The sequence below is a fragment of the Stenotrophomonas sp. PI_27 genome, from assembly GCF_027854495.1.
GTDB classification, from domain to species: domain Bacteria; phylum Pseudomonadota; class Gammaproteobacteria; order Xanthomonadales; family Xanthomonadaceae; genus Stenotrophomonas; species Stenotrophomonas pavanii.
This window is the reverse complement of record NZ_JAJNOF010000001.1, coordinates 150,314-168,522: the sequence shown is the minus strand read 5'-3', so window position 1 is coordinate 168,522 and position 18,209 is coordinate 150,314. Positions and strand designations below refer to the sequence as shown.

The following is an 18,209-nucleotide window of genomic DNA, read 5'->3' as shown; positions in this document are numbered from 1 at the left end:
TCACGGCAGCGGCGGCGGCTTCGGTGTCGGTGCTGGAATCCCCTCACTGTCGTCCGGCGGCAACGACTCGCCGTAGAAGTGACGCATCAGGGCCTCATCCAGCGCGCGCTCCTCCGGCGTCGTGGCACGGCGCACACGCGCACGCTGCGCCACCGCACTGTTCGGCACCCCACGCTCGACCTGCTGCCGCGCCCAGCCGGCGAACGCGGCCAGGGTCTGCGACACCTGTGCCTGCTGCGCCTGCGATGCCGCCAACAGTTCCACCAACGGTGCCAGGCCAGCCTGCAGGTCGTCGGCCAGGACCGTCGTCGGCACACTGGCGGCTGCCGCGACCGGCACCGGCGCGGCGGCCGGACGTGTTTCAGAAAGACGATGCAGGGCCTCCAGCAACGCCGGCCACGGTGCCGGGTCGGCAACGGCAATCGCTTCCGGCGCCGACGGTGGAAGCTGCAGGGCGGTGGCGATGTCGGCCAGCTGCGCGACCACGCGCCCGCCGACATCGCTGTCGTCGGCCCCCATGGCCTTGTTGCGCAGGAAGTCGCGCTTGATCTGCGCCCAGCGTTGCGCCTGCGTGTCGTCCAGCACGCCGCGCAGTTCGGCCAGCTTCAACAGGTTTTCTTCGGCGCCGGTAGTCAGCAGCTGTGCCTCGCCCAGGTAGTGGTCGGAGATCAACTGCTGCAGCTCGTCCTCGTTCATCACCGGCGAGATCTTCTCGGCCAGCTTGTTCATGTTGCGGTAGCTCCCCTGCAGCCGGAACGGCGGCTCGGTGCGGTAGCGGTCGTCCTGCGCGGCACTGGCGATGTACTGCTGGTTGACGCGGTAGACCACGTCGCGCACGCGCAGCATGCGCTGCAGCGTGGCGGTGATTTCGTTGATCTCCGCGCTGCTGTAGGCGTGGCTGAGGCCGTTGGTCGAGACCTCCTTGCCCATCGCCCGGTCGACCAGCGTGTACAGGTCAGCCATGTCGCGCGTAGCCAGCGGCGCCAGCACCGGGTTGGAGGTCAGGCTGTTCTCGATGTAGCTGAGGGTAAAGGCCGCCTCCATGCCACCGAGCACATCACCCAGGTTGTAGATGTCGGCACGGTTGGCCAGCATGTCCGGGATCTTGAACACCTCGCCGGACTCGGTGTACGGGTTGCCGGCCATCACCACGCAGAACTTCTTGCCACGCATGTCGTACGTACGGGTGCGACCGCGCCACACACCCTCGATACGGCGGGTGCCATCGCACAGCGAGATGAACTTCTGCAGGAACTCGGGATGGGTGTGCTGGATGTCGTCTACATACAGCATGGTGTTGTTGCCCATTTCCAGCGCCAGGTTGAGTTTCTCCAGCTCCTGCCGCGAGGTCGCGTCCGGTGCCTGGGCCGGGTCCAGCGAGCGCACCTCGTGACCCAGCGCCGGGCCGTTGATCTTCATGAAGACCAGGCCCAGGCGGTGCGCCACGTATTCCATCAGCGTGGTCTTGCCGTAGCCGGGCGGCGAAATCATCATCAGCAGGCCCATCAGGTCGCTGCGCTTGTTCTCGCCGACCGTACCCATCTGCTTGGCCAGGTTGTCACCGATCACGCCCAGGTAGACATCGTTGATCAGCTTGTTGCGTACGAACGAGGACAGCGGCCGCGCCTTGAACTCGGAAAGCCGCAGGGTCTCGCGCTCGCGGCCGATGATGCCCTGGCGCAGCGCCTGATAGGCATGGAACGCTGGCACGAAATGACGCAGGTGCTGCTTCAGGCGCGCCAGGAAATCATCCAGCGATACCACCAGCGTGCCGTTGCTGATGCGGGCGTGTTCACCCAGCAGGCCACTGACCTCCGCCTGCAGCGCGGCGTCGCTGGCACGGGTGCGCAGTTGACGCTGCACCAGCAGCAGTGCTGCAGCCTCGTCGACATAGCCGGCATGCGGGGCATGCGCCGGCATCCGCGCCAGCGCCCGCAGCCACTGCCCGGCCAGCGCCCAGCGCGTGGCCAGCGGATCCTGGCTGCGCTGCAGGGCGCGTTCGACCGCCTCGCGTTGCCCGGCCTGTTCCAGCTGCCGAGCCAGTGCCTCCAGCAGCGCTACCGCATGGCGGCTGCTGCTGAACACCGGCTCGCCGGCCGCCAGTTCCTCGCCCAGATAGGCGGCCGCGGCCTCTGCGGCATCGGCATCGAACGGCAACGCGTGGGATTGCGCATACGCCAGCAGTGCCTCGGCCATTTCCGCACGCAACGCCAGGCGCCCTTCGTCGGACCCCAGCAGCCGTGCCAGCGCTTCAGCCCCCATCTGGCGGGCCGGCCATTGCGCCACCGCTTCGTGCCGCTGCTCGGCAGCCCAGAACAGTACCGCCAGCGCACGCACCCGCGGTGCATGGCGCAGGCTGCCGGCCGCCTGCTGCAACGGCAGCAACGCACGCAGGATCAGCGCGGCATCATGGTCATGGATGCCGCGCTCGTAGCCTTCGCGGTAGCGCGGTGCGGCGAACGCACGCACGCGCTGGTCCAGTGCTTCGGGCGTGGCGACGTCGTGCTGCAGCGTGGCCAGATCAAGGCCGTCGCTCCCCTCCTGCGCGGCCATCAACAGGCTGCCGGCCAGATACTCGCCGCGATACAGTGCAGGTGATTCGGAGTCCAGGGTGACCGGCCAGAACGGCTTCAGCGCATCCAGCTCCGGATCGTGCAGGGTCTCCAGGAAGTCGGTGCCGGTCAGATGGATCGCCAGCGTGTCACCACGCGGCAGCAGGGTCAGGTCCAGTGCCTGGGTGTTGACGCTGAAGCGATGACGCGGCCCCAGCCGCACCACGTTGCCGCCTGCTTCGTACAGATCACTGCGGTCACGCAGCTGACGCACCGCCTGGTCACGCACACCCTTCAGGCGTGCTTCGATGTCGTCGGCCTTGACGTTGTCATGCAACGCGCGCAGGCGTTCGGCCAGCTCACGCAGCTTGAGGATCAGCGGATCGCCGGCAAAGAACGCATTGAGCTCATCGGCGGTGGCGAAGCGCTCGGTGCGCTTGGCCAGGCCATCGAGGATGCGGCTGGCTGCATCCAGCACCGAACGTGCCTTGCGCTGGCGGTCATCCAGCAGTGCCTGCTTGTGCGTTTCGAAGGCTTCAACCAGCTCTTCGCGCTTGCTCAGGATGTCGCCGAGGAACTGCTCGTGTTCGCCGAACTGGCTCTCCAGCTCCTCCAGCTGCACCAGCAGGCGAGACAGCTGCTCGTCGGCACGCTCCGGATCCGTGGCCAGCGCCAGCGCGCTGGTGATCGACTGCGAGAACAGCGCGAACTGCGCGGCGAACTGCGCCACGGCCTCGGCCGAACCGAGCGACCTGCGGCGCTGATCGGCACGCGCGCGGGCCTGGTTGAGGCGACCGTACAGCACCGAAATGGACTCGACCACGCGGGTGCGGGCGGTGGCATCGTCCACCTTCAGGCCGGCCATCAGTTCGGACAGCATATCCAGATCGGCCGCCATCCCGCGCAGCCCTTCCAGCTGCTCATCCAGCTGGCGGGCACTCTGCGCCTGCTGCGCAGCTTCATCCAGGGCCTGCAGGCGCGTGGTCAGCGGCATCAGCGCGGCATCGCCGGCGAGGAAGTCACCCGTGGCGGCGCCGACATGATCCTGCGCCTCCACCAGCTCGGCCGTCATCGTCTCGATACGCGCGGTGTCGATGTAGCGCAGCTCGCGGATGGTCAGCAGCCGTCCGCGCAATGCGGTGATCGCATTGAGGGCCTCGACGAAGGCCTGCACCTCGTTCCAGTTCTGCGGCTGCAGCCGGCCCAGCAGCGCCTTGTGCGCGGCCTCTGCCTCGACCATCGCCTGCGCCGACTGCTGGCGGATCGACTGCACCTTCTCGTACTCGTCCAGCACCGATTCGCCGGTGGCGCTGATCTGCCGCAGCAGCGCCTCGGCGCCATCGCAGGCCGCGTCACCCAACCAGTGGTGGGCATCGAACAGGCGCCGGGTGTCGGCCACCAGGCGCTGGTAGCGCTGCACCGACACGTCCTGGCCATCAATCTCGCGCGCCAGGTTGAACAGGTTGGAAATGCCGCGCACCAGTTCGGCGTTGCCGATGCGGCCCATGAAGGTGTTGCCGGGCGGTCGGCTGGCGGCAAACTCATCACTGCTGAACGGGGTCTGCCAGACCTGCATCGGATGGATGCGGGTCGGTTCGCTGCCTTCGGCATGGAACAGCACCATGCGCCCGTCCTGCATCAAGGCGTAGCCATGGCCGAACACCGGGTTCTGCAGCACGCGCTGGATGGTGTTGTAGACGAACAGCGCCGAGCGCCCACCTTCGCGCTCATAGAAGATGTACAGCACGTCCTCGCCATTCGGTGAACGGATGCTGCGCTTGAACTGCATCCCGGCCATCGAGGCGTCGAATGCCTTGTGCTCGCCGCCCTGCAGGTAATAGCCACCCGGGAAGATCACGCCGTGGTCTTCGGGCAGCTGCACGCAGGCCTGCACGATCGCATCGTTGCGCACGATGCCGCCGGTCAGCGTGTTGTAGATCAGGCCGCGCCACTCTGTCTCGCGGTATGGCAGCACCTTCAACAGCACCAGCGAACCGACCCGGGCGAACTCGAACTGGGCATCGTCCAGCGACTGCGTGCTGTCCTCGACCGGTTCGCTGTAGATGCCCTGCCCGGTCTCGGTATTGTTCTCGACCTTGATGGTGAGGTCGCCGCCGGTGGTCTCCACGAACAGGGTGTCGAGGATGTTCAGGTGCGAATGGCGGCCGTTGACCGCGAGGTCGCGGGTCGCTCGGGTCCATTCGAAGTCGAACGGCGGCGGCAGTGCGATATCGCGCTCGCCGCGCGCATCCAGATAGGTCAGTTCGCCATCGCGCGACAGCGCCCAGCGGAACACGCGCACGTCGCTGCTGCGCTCGCCGATCTGGAACGAGGCCAGCAGCTTGTCGCCCACCACGATCAGCTGCAGCAGGCGTGCGTGCTTGTAGTAGGCATACAGCTCGTTGAAATCGTGCACGAAGCCCGGCTGGTCGAGGAAGCTGCCCTTCAGCTCCAGGGCAGCGACGTCGTAGCCGTCGCTGCCCTGCACCAGCCGGTACAGGCCGAACACATCTTCGATGCGGGTCTGGGTCTTCAGCCCGATGAATACGTTGTAGCCGAACAGCAGGCGGTCCGGGCCCACCTGCACGATGTCACGGCCGACGCAGTTGTTCTCGCTGCGGATACGGAAACGCCCGACCACTTCCAGGCGGCTGTCGCCGAACTCGGCCAGGCGCTGGCGGTTGAGCGTCTCGGCCAGGCCCTGCAGGCGCTGGCCCTGCTCGGCCAGGCGACGCCGCAGGACTTCATAGGCGCCACCCTGGGCAACGGCCTGGTCGACGGTGTTGCCGCCGGCCTCCGGCGCGGTGGATTCGGCGGACGGATGGGTTTCAGACATCAGCAGGCTTCCGGCTCACGGGCGGACGGCCGCGGTTGCGGCCGGCGCGGGCGGGCGGTGGCCGCAGCGGCCACCGCCCGATGCATCAACGGGCGCTGTCGACCACCGTGGCCGACACGGTCGGCACCGCGTCGGCATCCTCGGCGATCTGGCGCGGTGCCGGTTCGGCCACGGCCACGCCCAGGTAGCGCTGCATCAGCTCCTGCACGATCGGGCTCTTGCCGGCAAAGCCTTCGATCGACTTGCCCAGCGACACCGCCTTGACCAGGTTCTCGAACATGCCGCCGTCGCCACCGACCAGATCGATATCGGCGTTGCGCAGCGCGCTGGCGATGACGTTGGCGTTCTCGCGCGAGACTTCCTTGCCGGCTTCGATCGAGGCCAGCGCCTGCTTCAGGCTGTTGTCCAGCATCATGCGGAACTCTTCGTGGCCACGTGCCTGGTCGCTCAGCGAAGCGATGGCTTCGAACTTGCGCACCAGGCCTTCGGCCTCGGCCAGCAGCTTCTTCTGCACCACGCCGGCCTCGGCGTTGCCCAGCGATTCGGTGGCGGTGGCACGGGCCAGGCCCATCTTCTCCTCACCCTGCGCCTGCGCCTGCAGGGTCTCGGCCAGCACGCGGGCTTCGTTGCTGCCCTGCTTCAGGCTGGCTTCGGCCTTGGCTTCGATCACGCGGGCCTCGGCGATGCCGACCTTCTCGATGGCCAGTGCCGAAGCTTCACGCACCTGCGCTTCGGCCAGGCCCGGCGCAGCCTGCTCGGCGCGCAGCGCGTCGGCCAGCAGGCGCTTGGCTTCGGCCTGCTTGCCGGCCGCTTCGTGTTCGGCCTGGGCCAGCGTGGTCAGTTCCACTGCGCGGTGCTTGGAGGCGGTTTCGCGCGCCTGCGCTTCCTTCACTTCGCGCACCAGCGATTCCTGTGCCTTGGCCTCGGCTTCCAGGATCAGCACCTGCTTCTGGCGGTCGGCCTCGGAGACCTCGCGCACTTCCTTGATGCGCTCTTCCTCCTGCGCCACGGTCTTGTCGATGGAGATGCGTTCGCGGGTGATGTTGGCCACGTCCATCTTGCCCTGCTCGACCACCTTGTCGCGCTCCACGCCCTGCAGCTGCACTTCGCGGTCGGTGGTGACCTGCTCAAGCTGGCGTGCGCGCTCCACGCGCTCGGCCTCGATGGCCACGGCACGCTGGCGGTTCTGCTCGGCCACTTCCACTTCGCGCAGGCGGTTCTGGTCGCGGATCTCGATCAGCTGCTGTGCTTCGATGCGGGCGTTCTCGGACAGCTGGCGCTGCTCTTCCTGCACCTTGGCGGTCTCGGCCTCCTCGCGCGCGCGGATGGTCTCGATCTCGCGCTTCTGGCGTGCTTCGGCTTCGGCCTGCTGGCGTTCCAGCGCCAGCAGCGCTTCACGCGCTTCCACGTTCTTCTTGGTGATGGCGAGCTTCTCGTTCTGCTCCAGCTCGTTGGTCACCACGTTCTGCGCGGCGGTCAGCTCGGTGATCTTGCGGATACCCTGCGCGTCAAGGATGTTGAACTGGTCCAGCAGCGCCTTCGGGGTCTGCTCCAGGTAATCGATCGCCACGTCTTCCAGCACATAGCCGTTGAGGTCGTTGCCGATCACCGCGATGATCTCGTCGCGGAACTCCTGGCGCTTCTCGAACAGTTCGGTGAAGTCGAACTTCTTGCCGACCGTCTTCAACGCTTCGGAGAACTTGGCGTTGAACAGCTCATCGACAGCATGCTTGTCCGACGCACGGTCGGCACCGATGGCCTTGGCCACGCGCAGCACGTCGGCCTGGGTCTCGTTCACCCGCAGGTAGAAGGCCACGGCGATGTCGGCACGCATGTTGTCGCGGCAGATCAGGCCTTCCTTGCCACGGCGGTCGATCTGCAGGGTGATCAGGCTGATCCGCATCAGCTCGGCGCGGTACAGCACCGGGATGATCAGCGCACCGGTGAAGTGCACCTTGGGCGTGGAGCTCATGTCGTTGACGATCAGGGCCACGCCCTGGTCGACCTTGCGGTAGAAGGCCTTGAACAGCCCGGCCACGCCCAGCAGCAGGACGAGCAGGCCGCCGGCGACGGCCAGGAACGGTAAGAGGGATGCCAACGTCATTGATGAGTCTCCTTGTTGCCCGGAAGCAGGTTGTCCTGGAAATCGAGGGCGATCGCATCGGCGCGGACCACCCGGTAATAGTGTTGTTCGGCCACGTGCTCGACCAGCACGATGCGCTCGCCACGCTGCAGTTCGAGGTCGCTGCGGATCTGCAGCACCAGCCCGGCGCCGCCATCATCGACCGTGGCATGACCGCTGCGTGCGTCGACCTTCGGCGATGCGACCACGCCGGCCCGGCCCAGCAGCGATGCCTGCGGCACCGGCCGCAGGCGCAGCAGGAAGCGCCGGACCGGGCGCAGGATCAGCGCGGTGAGCGGTACCGCTGGCAGCGGTGCCAGCACCGCCACGAGCGTACCCAGGCCCCAGCGCAGCAGGTCCGGCAGCGGCAGCAGTACGAACAGATGGATGAAATAGGTGATGAGCCAGCCGAACAGGCCCAGCAGGGTGACCACCACCATGATCGGGACGCCACCCAGGCCCCAACGCGCCAGCATGGCCGACAGGCCACTGAGATCGGTCCCCGCCTCGAGCGCGCCGTCGGCGCCGAGATCGCCAAAACCGTCATCGACCAGGCCGAACGCCGCAACCGCCCAATACATCACCGACACCAACAGCAGAATGCTGTACGGCAGCGTCGGGTAACCGAGTACGACGGTGAGAAACTCCTGCATCGCTTGCCTTCCTGGGCTGTGGGCGGCGGCCGCCCGTTCGGGGCGCGCCGAGCGCGTCCCGTCGATCCCCGCGCCAGCCCTCATGGCAGGCGCGCTTGGGACCATCCTATGTGAAGAGTGCGTGCAGGCTCAAATCCAGGTCCAAATCACGACAGATAGTGACGCCAATCACTCCAGAACCGCGCAATCGGCCCGACGCACTTCTTCGACAAAGGTGCGCATCCTGTAGCCGTCCTTGATCCCCGGCTCCAGCTCGATGCCACTGGAGACATCCACGCCCCACGGCAGGGTGGCCAGCACCGCGTCGTAGACGTTTTCCGGGTTCAGGCCGCCGGCAAGCAGGAACGGCCGATGCAGGCCGGTCGGGATCCGTCCCCAGTCGAACGCCACGCCGGTGCCGCCACCGCCGCCCGGCGCGTGGCTGTCGAACAGGAAGCCCGCGGCGCTGGGGTAGCGCAGCTGCAGGGTGCGGGCATTGATCTCTTCACGCCCGCCCATGGCGATCGCCTTCAGGTAGGGCATGTTGAAGCTGCGGCAGAAGCTCTCGTCTTCTTCGCCATGGAACTGCAGCAGGGTCGGGCGCACCGTGCGCAGCACCTCGCGCACCTCTTCCTTGCTGTTGTTGCGGAACAGCGCCACCACGTCGACCATCGGTGCGATCGCCTGGCGCATCGCGCGTGCCTCGGCCGGGGCGACCCGGCGGCTGCTTTCACGGGCGAAGATGAAACCCACCGCGTCCACGCCCAGTTCGCCGGCCAGGCGGACGTCGCCGGCCCGGGTCATGCCACAGAACTTGATGCGCGTGCGGTAGTAGGAGCGGCTCATAGCGTGACCTCGGCGGGCAGATGCCAGTTGTCGGGGTACAGGGGCCCAAGGAACACCAGGCCCTGCGGCGGTGCGGTGGGACCGGCTACGGTGCGATCGCGCCCGGCCAGCAGTTCGGCGATCCATTCCACCGGCTTCTCGCCACTGCCCACCAGGATCAGCGATCCGACGATATTGCGGACCATGTGATGAAGGAATGCATTGCCCTGCACGGCGACCTCGATCACCTCGCCCTGGCGGGTGACCTGCAGTGACTGCAGTTCGCGCCGCGCATGCAACGCCTGGCACTGCACCGAGCGGAACGCGCTGAAGTCGTTCTCGCCGAGCAGGGCCTGGCCGGCAGTATGCATCAGCGTCTCGTCCAGCGCGCGGCGCTCCCAGCTGAGCGTCTGCCGCTGCAGCGCCGGCCGCACCTCGCGGTTGAGCAGGCGGTAGCGGTAGCGGCGCGCACGCGCCGAGAAACGGGCATGGAAGTCGTCGGCCACCGGCACGCACCAGCGCACCGCGACTGAGCGTGGCAGGCGGGTGGTGGTGCCCAGCATCCAGGCGCGCGGATCACGCGCCACGTCCGTATCGAAATGCACGACCTGGCACTGGCCGTGCACGCCGGCGTCGGTGCGGCCGGCACACACCACCTGTAGCGGCGCGTCTGCGACCGACGACAGCGCCTGCTCAAGGCTGGCCTGCACGCTGGGGCCACCCTCGCCCAGGTTCTGCCAGCCCCTGAAATCGCTGCCGTCGTACTCGACGCCAAGCGCGTAACGCATGTGCTACCTCGATGTTGCGGGTGGGGCGGCGCTCAGGCCGGGTCGCGTTCGGACCAGACCGCCAGTTCGTTGCCACCAGGCTCGACGAACTGGAAACGGCTGCCCCCGGGGAAGGAAAACACCGGCCGCACGATCTCACCGCCAGCATCGCGCACCGCCGCTTCGATCGGCGCAAGCTGGTCGGCGTACAGCACCAGCAGCGGCGCACCGCTATCGCTGGCACGCTGTGGCTGGCCGCGGAAGAAGCCGCCCTGCAGGCGGCCGTCGTCGAAGGCGGTGTAGTCGCTGCCGTAGTCGACGAACGACCAGCCGAACGCCTTCTCGAAAAAGGCGCGACTGGCCGCAGGATCCGTCGAGGCGAATTCAACATAGTCGATGCGGCGCTCGCGGCTCATGGCAGGGGCCTTGTGGGCGGAATCGGTCACGGCAGCCGGGCCAGCAGTTCGCGGGCCTGGGCCTGGCAGTGCAGGTCACCGCCGTCGGCGACTTCCTGCAGCAGCGTACGCGCGGTCTGGGCATCGCCCAGGTCGAGATAGGCGATGGCCAGTTCCAGGCGCTCCTGCCCGGCCCGCGGTGCCCAGCCGGCATCAGCGGCCGATGCAGCAGTGCCTTGTTCATGCACCGGTGCGGCCGGCGCGTCCTCCGGCACCGCAGGCGCATCCTCGCTGCCAGGATGCTCGGCCGGCAGGTCGAACACGCCGCGGAACTGCGGCTGCTGCTCGGCGTGCAGCGCGTAGTCCGGCACGGCCACCTCGTCAGCGGCCGCGTGCGCGACCGGCTCATCCTGCACGGCGTCGGCCGGCACGGAATCGTCCTGCGTGGCCGCCGGCTCATCCCAGCGCGGCAGCTCGGTCACTGCCTCGGGCAGCGCCACCACCTCGTCATCGCGCAGCGTCTGCGCCTGCCAGTCCGCCTGTGCGTCCAGGTCGGCAGCGGAGGCGGCAGCCACTTCATCCTGCGCCGCGCGCTCGGTCGCCCAGGCCGGCATCGCCGGCTCCTGGCGGCCCCCCTCGGTCGCCACCGAGGACCATGAGGACTGCTCGGCCAGTGTATCCAGCGCGGCGCCCGCCGGAACCGCAGCGGCCAGGCCGGCGGCATCGTCTTCTTCGCGCAGTGGCGGCAGCGGCGACGGCTTGCTTCGACGCAGCAGCCAGGCCGCGCCGGCTGCCAACAGCAGCACCGGCAGCCCCAGCCAGTACCACGGTGTTGCCGCATCGCGGGCACCCGGTGCCTGCGCCAGGCGCTGCTGCGCGGCGGCCAGGTCGTTGTCCTTCATCGCGATCAGCGACTGCTGCTGTTCCTTGAGTTTTTCCAGGTCGGCCACGCGCTGCTTGAGCTCGCCGATCTCGGCATCGCGGGTCGCGATGTCCTCGCGTGCCTGGCGCAGTTGTTCGTTGCCCAGCATGTCACCCTCGCTGCCGGCTGCAGTGCCGGTGGTTGTGCCCGCATGCGCGGCGTCGGAGGCCAGCGCCGGAGCGATTTCAAGTCGTGCCCCATTGGCCGCAGCCGGGGAAGAAGCGTTCGCGGTCGCCGCCGTGGCGGCCGGGGCGACGCTGCCCGCCGGTTGCGGCACGGTGCGCGCCTGCCGCCACTGTGCGGCATGCTCACGCACCAGCGCGGCGGCCTCGGCGGCATCGACGGCCGCCAGTGCATCGCTACCGGGCATGCGCAGCACGGCGCCCTGTCTGAGCAGGTTGACGTTGCCGCGGATGAAGGCTTCCGGGTTGGCCCGCAGCAGGGCGATCATCGCGCGGTCGCGGCTGACCTGGTTGCCACGGGCCACCGCGCTGGCGATCTGCGACAGGGTCTGCCCGCGCTGGACGGTGACGCTGCCATCGGCCGCCGGCGCCGTGACCGGCGCAGCCGCTGCACGGGGGCGCGGCGCGGGCACCGGCGCAGCGGCGGTGGACGGTGCAGGCGCGCGGGCGTCGTCCGCAGGGGCAGGCGCCGCGGTCGGCTCGCGCGCGATGGTGTTGGACAGGCTGCCGGCCGGCGCGACGATTTCCGGTTCGGCCACCGCCAGTGCACTGGAGGGTGCATCGACCAGCGCCGAGTACTCGCGGACCAGCCGGCCCTGGCCCCAGTCGGCCTCGATCAGGAAGCTCAGCGACGGCGTCTCGACCGGCGTCTGCGAGGTCACCCGCACCACTGCCCTGCCCTGCGCGTTGCGGGTCAGCTCGAACTGCAGTTCGCTGACCAGCCCGGTCGGGCGCTGCAGGCCGACGCGTTCGAAGGTGACCGGAGAGGCCAGCGCGACACGCAGGTTCTCCAGCTCGGACGGATCGGCCGAGACCACCGGGATCTCGGCCAGCAGGGGCTGGCCCGGCTTGGACAGGACGCGGATGTCGCCCAGGCCCAGGGCCAGCGCCGAACTGCTGGCCAGGGCCAGCAGCGCAGTGGATAGATAGAGGAGCGGGCGCTTTGCGCCCCTGGCCCGTTTATTCATGGGCGACACTATAAAGCGTGCGGACCGCGGTCCGCATCCATCGAGGGGGACCTTCGGTAGTGCCGGCCGCTGGCCGGCAGACACGCACGCCCCCATCACGGCAATGCCGGCCAGCGGCCGGCACTACCGGTGAGGTAACCGCTGTGATCAACGCTGTTCGGCGGCGACCAGTTCGGCCAGCTGCACCGCGTTCAGGGCAGCGCCCTTGCGCACGTTGTCCGACACGATCCAGAGGTTGAGGCCGCGCGGGTGCGACAGGTCCTCGCGGATGCGGCCGACGTACACCGCGTCGGTGCCCGAGGCATGGGTGACCGGGGTCGGGTAGCCACCGGCCTCGTGGCGATCCACCACTTCGACGCCCGGCGACTGCTCCAGCAGCGCGCGCGCTTCGGCCACGGTGACCTTGTCGCGGGTCTCGATCGCCACCGACTCGGAGTGGCCGTAGAACACCGGCACGCGCACTGCGGTCGGGTTCACCAGGATGCTGTCATCGCCGAGGATCTTGCGGGTCTCCCAGATCAGCTTCATTTCTTCCTTGGTGAAGCCGTTGTCCTGGAAGTCATCGATGTGCGGGATCAGGTTGAAGGCGATCTGCACCGGGAAGCGCTGCGGATCGATCTCCTGGAAGCTCAGCAGCTGGCCGGTCTGCTTGCCCAGTTCCTCGGTGGCCGAACGACCACCGCCGGACACCGACTGGTAGGTGGAGACGTTGATGCGCTCGATGCCGTACTTGCGGTGCAGCGGCGCCAGCGCCACCAGCATCTGCATGGTCGAGCAGTTCGGATTGGCGATGATGCCGCGCGGACGGTTGGCGACCTGCTCCGGATTGACCTCGGACACCACCAGCGGCACGTCATCGTCGTAACGGAAGGCCGAGGAGTTGTCGATCACCACCGCGCCGGCGGCGGCGAACTTCGGTGCGTATTCCTTGGACACGCTGCCACCGGCCGAGAACAGCGCGATCTCGACGCCGGTCGGATCGAAGGTAGCCAGGTCCTGAACCTTGACCTTCTGGCCGTTGAACTCGATCTCGCCGCCGGCCGAACGCTCGGAGGCCAGGACGCTCAGGGTACCGACCGGGAAATCACGCTCGGCCAGGATCGACAACATGGTCTCGCCAACGGCGCCGGTGGCACCGACGACGGCGACGTGGAAACTGCGCTGTGCATTGCTCATGAGGGAACTCTCACGAAAACGGGAATGGGGAAAAACACGCACGACAGCTGGGTTCGGGGAACCTCCTCAAGCGGGGCGCGCGGAGGTTCCCTATCGTTTCCCGGTTTTTTTGCCCAGCGTCACGCGCGCGGCCATCGCCGCGTCAGCGTTGATCGCGCTCGGCATCCGCGACGGGCCGCCGTCCAGGCCGAGCCCGGCAAGCAGATTATCCACGGCCAGCTGTACCATCGCCGTGCGCGTGGCCAGCGAGGCACTGCCGATGTGCGGGGTCAGCACCACGTTGCGCAGCGCCAGCAGTTCCGGGCGCACCTTCGGCTCGCCCTCGTACACGTCCAGGCCAGCGGCAGCCAGGCGCCCGTTGGCCAGCGCGTCGGCCAGCGCGATCTCATCGACCAGGCCACCGCGGGCGATGTTCACCAGCGTTGCCGACGGCTTCATCTTCGCCAGCGCGGCGGCATCGATCAGGTGGTGCGAGGCCGGGGTATAGGGCAGCACCAGCAGCAGGTGGTCGGACTGTGCCAGCAGCGTGTCCAGGTCCACATAGGTCGCGCCCACTTCCGCTTCGGTCGCCGCCGGCAGCTGCGAACGATTGTGGTACAGCACCTTCATGCCGAAACCGTGTGCGCCGCGGCGGGCGATGCCCTGGCCGATGCGGCCCATGCCAAGGATGCCCAGCGTGCTGCCGTGGATATCGGCACCGAGCATGGTCTGGAACGACCACTGCTGCCACTGGCCGTCGCGCAGCCAGCGCTCGGATTCAGTGATGCGGCGCGCGGTGGCCATCAGCAGCGCGAAGCCGAGATCGGCGGTGGTTTCTGTCAGGACATCGGGCGTGTTGCTGGCCAGGATGCCGGCCGCGCTGAGCGCGTCGACATCCAGGTTGTTGTAGCCGACGCCGACATTGGCGATCACCTGCAACTGCGCGGCGTCGGCCACCTGGGCCGCACCGATGCGCTCGTTGAGGGTGATGATCGCGCCGTCGGCGCGGGCCAGCTGTCCGGCGATCTGGTCCGGCGACCAGGCGGTGACGGTGTCGGTGCCGCGCAGCTGCACGCGATCGCGCAGCGGCGCGATGGCCGCGTCGATCAGCGGCTGGCTCACCCACACGGTCGGCCGCGTGTCAGCCATCGATCTGCCCGGGAATGCGCGGGGTGATCGTGCCGACATCGCCGCACTGCGCGCGGTGGCGCAATGCCTGGTCCATCAGCACCATCGCCACCATGGCCTCGGCGATCGGGGTGGCGCGGATGCCGACGCAGGGGTCGTGGCGGCCGGTGGTGACCACCTCGACCACGTTGCCAGACGTATCCAGCGACGGGCCCGGCAGGCGCAGGCTGGAGGTCGGCTTCAACGCGATCGAGGCGACCACTGGCTGGCCGGTGGAGATGCCACCGAGGATGCCGCCGGCATGGTTGCTGGCGAAGCCCTGCGGGGTCAGCAGGTCGCGGTGTTCGGTGCCCTTCTGCGCGGCGCTGGCGAAACCGTCGCCGATCTCCACGCCCTTCACCGCGTTGATGCTCATCAGCGCGGCAGCCAGCTCACCGTCAAGCTTGCCGTAGATGGGTTCGCCCCAGCCCGGCGGCACGTTGTCGGCCACCACGTCCACGCGCGCACCGACCGAATCACCGGACTTGCGCAGCGCATCCATGTACGCCTCCAGCGCTGGCACCTGTTCGGCGTGCGGCCAGAAGAACGGATTGTCTTCCACGGCCGACCAGTCGAAACCGGCCGGGGTGATGTCGCCCAGCTGTGACAGGTAGCCACGCACGGTGACGCCGAAGCGCTCGGCCAGCCACTTCTTGGCGATCACGCCGGCGGCCACGCGCATGGTGGTCTCGCGCGCCGAGGAACGGCCACCACCGCGCGGGTCGCGGATGCCGTACTTGTGCCAGTAGCTGTAGTCGGCATGGCCCGGGCGGAACTGCTGGCCGATGCTGGCGTAATCCTTGCTGCGCTGGTCGGTGTTGCGGATCAGCAGCGCGATCGGGGTGCCGGTGGTCAGGCCCTCGTACACGCCCGACAGGATCTCGACCTCGTCGGCCTCGCGCCGCGCCGAGGTGTGCCGGCTCTTGCCGGTGGCGCGGCGCTGCAGGTCGTGGGCGAATTCGGCCGCGTCCAGCGCCAGCCCCGGCGGGCAGCCATCGACCACGCAGCCGATGGCCGGCCCGTGCGACTCGCCGAACGTGGTGACGGTGAACAGCTTGCCGAACGAATTGGAGCTCACGGGCGCTGCGCCGCCAGTTCGGTGATGCGTGCGCTGTGGGCGATCAGCTCGCGGCATTCGACCGCGAAGATGCCCATCTGGCCGACCTTGAATTCGATCCAGGCGAAATCGACTTCCGGCAGCAGCTTGACCAGATGCTGTTCGGATTCGCCCACTTCGCAGATCAGCAGGCCGTCTTCGCTCAGGTGCAGCGGCGCGTCACGCAGGATCTTCAGCACCAGGTCCAGGCCATCGTCGCCGGCACGCAGGCCCATTTCCGGCTCGTAGGAGTACTCCTGCGGCAGGGCATCGGTCTCGTCGTTGGTGACGTACGGCGGATTGGTGACGATCAGGTCGTAGTGGCGGCCGGTCAGGCCGTTGAACAGGTCCGACTTGATCAGGGTGACGTTGTGCGCCTGCAGGCGCTCCTTGTTTTCTTCGGCCAGCGACAGTGCATCGTCGCTCAGGTCGACGCCGTCCACTTCCCAGTTCGGGTAGTAGTGGCCCATGGCGATGGCGATGCAGCCCGAACCGGTGCACAGGTCCAGCGCACGGCTGACATCGCGGCCGGCCAGCCACGGCTCGAAGCCGCATTCGATCAGTTCGGCGATCGGCGAGCGCGGTACCAGGGCGCGCTTGTCGCTCTTGAAGCTCAATCCTGCAAACCAGGCCTCACCGGTCAGGTAGGCGGCCGGGATGCGTTCATCGATGCGGCGCTGGAACAGCTCCAGCACGCGCAGCTTTTCGGCCTGCAGCAGGCGCGCCTGGCCGTAGGCCGGGCCCAGATCGTGCGGCAGGTGCAGGCTGTGCAGCACCAGCTGGGTCGCCTCGTCCAGCGCGTTGTCATAGCTGTGCCCGAAGGTCAGCCCGGCTTCGTTGAAACGGCTGGTGCCGTAGCGGATCAGATCGATGATCGTGTGGAGTTCGGCGGCCGTTTCAGCGGTCATGGCGGTACTGCGGGCAAAGTGGCCCCCGATTATAGGGGCTGGCGCCGGCGGCGGCATCCGTTGCGGCGGAAACGATCCGGCCTCACCCGGTATGATGGAGCCCATTTCGCGCGGGAGCCCCCATGTTCAATCGCAACGCCGGCATCATCCTGCTGATCGCCCTGGCGGCGGGGCTGGGCCTGCTGGCCGCCCAGCAGGTGTTCGCGCCGAAGCCGCCGGCCAACGCCCCGGCCACCGAAGCCATCACCCTGTACCCCACGCCGCGAGAGCTGCCCGACTTCAACCTGGCCCAGTCCGACGGCACCCGCCTGATCCCGGGCGAGCTGAAGGGCCACTGGACCCTGGTGTTCCTCGGCTTCACCTTCTGCCCCGACGTCTGCCCGACCACCCTGGCCGAACTGGCCGGCGCCCAGAACCAGTGGGAAGCCCTGCCCGACAGCCTGCGCCCACGCGTGCTGTTCATCTCCGTCGACCCGGACCGCGACAGCGCCACCCGCCTCGGCGAATACGTGCACGGCTTCCACAAGGACACCCTGGCCGCCACTGCTGACATCCCCTCGCTGGAGCGCTTTGCCACTTCGCTGGGCTTCGTGTTCCAGAAGGTGCCGGGCAAGCATTTCGACGAGAACCCCGAGGACTACACCGTCGAGCATTCGGCCAGCCTGGCCGTGCTCGACCCGCAGGGCCGCCTTGCCGGCCTGGTACGCCCCCCGTTCAACGCGCCGGCGATCGCCCGCGACCTGCAGAAGCTGACCGAGAAAACCGCCCCATGAGCCTCACCACCGCCCTGACGTACGCCCTGCCCCACCGCCTGCTGTCTTCGATGGCGCGTTCGCTGGCGTACTCGGACGATCCGCGCGTGTCGCGCTGGCTGATCGACACGGTCACCCGCAAGTTCAACGTGAACCTGGACGAAGCGGCCAACCCGGACCCGCGCAGCTATGCGACCTTCAACCAGTTCTTCACCCGCGCGTTGAAGCCGGGCGCCCGCGTGGCCGACGCCGATCCGCGCAGCCTGGTGATGCCGGCCGACGGCAGGATCAGCCAGCTCGGCAGGATCGAGGCCGGCCGCATCTTCCAGGCCAAGGGCCAGTCGTTCACTGCCGCCGAACTGCTGGGCAGCGCCGAGGATGCCAAGCCTTACAACGATGGCCTGTACGCCACCGTGTACCTGTCCCCGCGCGACTACCACCGGGTACACATGCCGTGGACCGGCACCCTGCGCGAGACCGTGCACGTGCCGGGGCGTCTGTTCAGCGTCGGCCCGGCGGCGGTCAACGGCGTGCCTCGCCTGTTCGCACGCAACGAGCGCCTGGTCTGCCATTTCGACACCAGCTTCGGGCCGATGGCCAGTGTGATGGTGGGTGCGCTGCTGGTGTCCGGCGTGGAAACCGTCTGGAGCGGCGAGGAGATTCCGCACTACGGCGATCGCATCACCCGCAAGGACTACCGCGGCCAGGGCATCCGGCTGGAGCGTTTCGCCGAGATGGCGCGCTTCAACTACGGCTCGACGGTGATCGTGCTGCTGCCGCCGGGCGTGGCCGAGTTCGCCCCGCACCTGGACGCCGAAAGCCCGGTGCAGCTGGGCCAGGCGCTGGCGAAGCTGCGCTGAGGCTTCGGGAGTGCCGGCCGCTGGCCGGCATCTCCGTTGATCCAACGCGTCGGGCATTGCCGGCCAGCGG

Annotated in this window: 13 protein-coding genes; 2 read left to right on the top strand and 11 right to left on the bottom strand. The window is 68.2% G+C overall.

The genetic code is table 11. The annotated features are described in order from the left end of the window. The 11 genes from LRM18_RS00740 to prmB form a co-directional block, all read right to left on the bottom strand. Positions 1-5,388, bottom strand: coding sequence for a DNA repair ATPase (locus LRM18_RS00740; protein ID WP_270949252.1), 5,388 nt, complete (start codon positions 5,386-5,388; stop codon positions 1-3). Between the two features lie 85 nt (positions 5,389-5,473). After that, entirely contained in the window at positions 5,474-7,492 is a 2,019-nt protein-coding gene (locus tag LRM18_RS00735) for a hypothetical protein (RefSeq protein ID WP_053460957.1), read from the bottom strand. Further along, positions 7,489-8,163 carry a hypothetical protein gene (locus tag LRM18_RS00730; RefSeq protein WP_270949250.1) on the bottom strand — a complete coding sequence of 225 codons (675 nt, stop codon included), beginning with the start codon at positions 8,161-8,163 and terminating at the stop codon, positions 7,489-7,491. Before LRM18_RS00730 ends, LRM18_RS00735 begins: the two co-directional genes overlap by 4 nt. Before the next feature lie 168 nt (positions 8,164-8,331). Beyond that, a complete protein-coding gene (locus LRM18_RS00725) occupies positions 8,332-8,988 on the bottom strand; it encodes a phosphoribosylanthranilate isomerase (RefSeq protein WP_049414718.1) in 657 nt (218 codons plus the stop codon). After that, entirely contained in the window at positions 8,985-9,755 is a 771-nt protein-coding gene (gene truA / locus LRM18_RS00720; protein ID WP_064238937.1) for a tRNA pseudouridine(38-40) synthase TruA, read from the bottom strand. Before truA ends, LRM18_RS00725 begins: the two co-directional genes overlap by 4 nt. Before the next feature lie 32 nt (positions 9,756-9,787). Then, positions 9,788-10,150 (bottom strand): VOC family protein, encoded by a 363-nt coding sequence (locus LRM18_RS00715; protein WP_049470645.1) that lies wholly within the window; start codon positions 10,148-10,150, stop codon positions 9,788-9,790. 26 nt (positions 10,151-10,176) lie between these two features. Beyond that, positions 10,177-12,201: a FimV/HubP family polar landmark protein gene (locus tag LRM18_RS00710; RefSeq protein WP_270949244.1), complete on the bottom strand. Its 2,025-nt coding sequence runs from the start codon at positions 12,199-12,201 to the stop codon at positions 10,177-10,179. A gap of 147 nt (positions 12,202-12,348) precedes the next feature. Then, positions 12,349-13,377: an aspartate-semialdehyde dehydrogenase gene (locus LRM18_RS00705; protein ID WP_057493228.1), complete on the bottom strand. Its 1,029-nt coding sequence runs from the start codon at positions 13,375-13,377 to the stop codon at positions 12,349-12,351. Between the two features lie 90 nt (positions 13,378-13,467). Further along, the gene (locus LRM18_RS00700; RefSeq protein WP_053460963.1) at positions 13,468-14,505 is read right to left on the bottom strand and encodes a D-glycerate dehydrogenase; all 1,038 of its coding nucleotides are present in this window, start codon (positions 14,503-14,505) and stop codon (positions 13,468-13,470) included. Continuing rightward, positions 14,498-15,601 carry a chorismate synthase gene (gene aroC / locus LRM18_RS00695; RefSeq protein ID WP_154330979.1) on the bottom strand — a complete coding sequence of 368 codons (1,104 nt, stop codon included), beginning with the start codon at positions 15,599-15,601 and terminating at the stop codon, positions 14,498-14,500. Before aroC ends, LRM18_RS00700 begins: the two co-directional genes overlap by 8 nt. Next, entirely contained in the window at positions 15,598-16,527 is a 930-nt protein-coding gene (prmB, locus tag LRM18_RS00690) for a 50S ribosomal protein L3 N(5)-glutamine methyltransferase (protein WP_049470635.1), read from the bottom strand. Before prmB ends, aroC begins: the two co-directional genes overlap by 4 nt. A gap of 122 nt (positions 16,528-16,649) precedes the next feature. On the opposite strand from prmB, the gene LRM18_RS00685 reads away from it, so the two are divergent. Further along, positions 16,650-17,300, top strand: coding sequence for an SCO family protein (locus tag LRM18_RS00685; protein WP_149901963.1), 651 nt, complete (start codon positions 16,650-16,652; stop codon positions 17,298-17,300). Next, positions 17,297-18,139 carry an archaetidylserine decarboxylase gene (asd, locus tag LRM18_RS00680; protein ID WP_049470630.1) on the top strand — a complete coding sequence of 281 codons (843 nt, stop codon included), beginning with the start codon at positions 17,297-17,299 and terminating at the stop codon, positions 18,137-18,139. Before LRM18_RS00685 ends, asd begins: the two co-directional genes overlap by 4 nt. Positions 18,140-18,209: the final 70 nt, after the last annotated feature.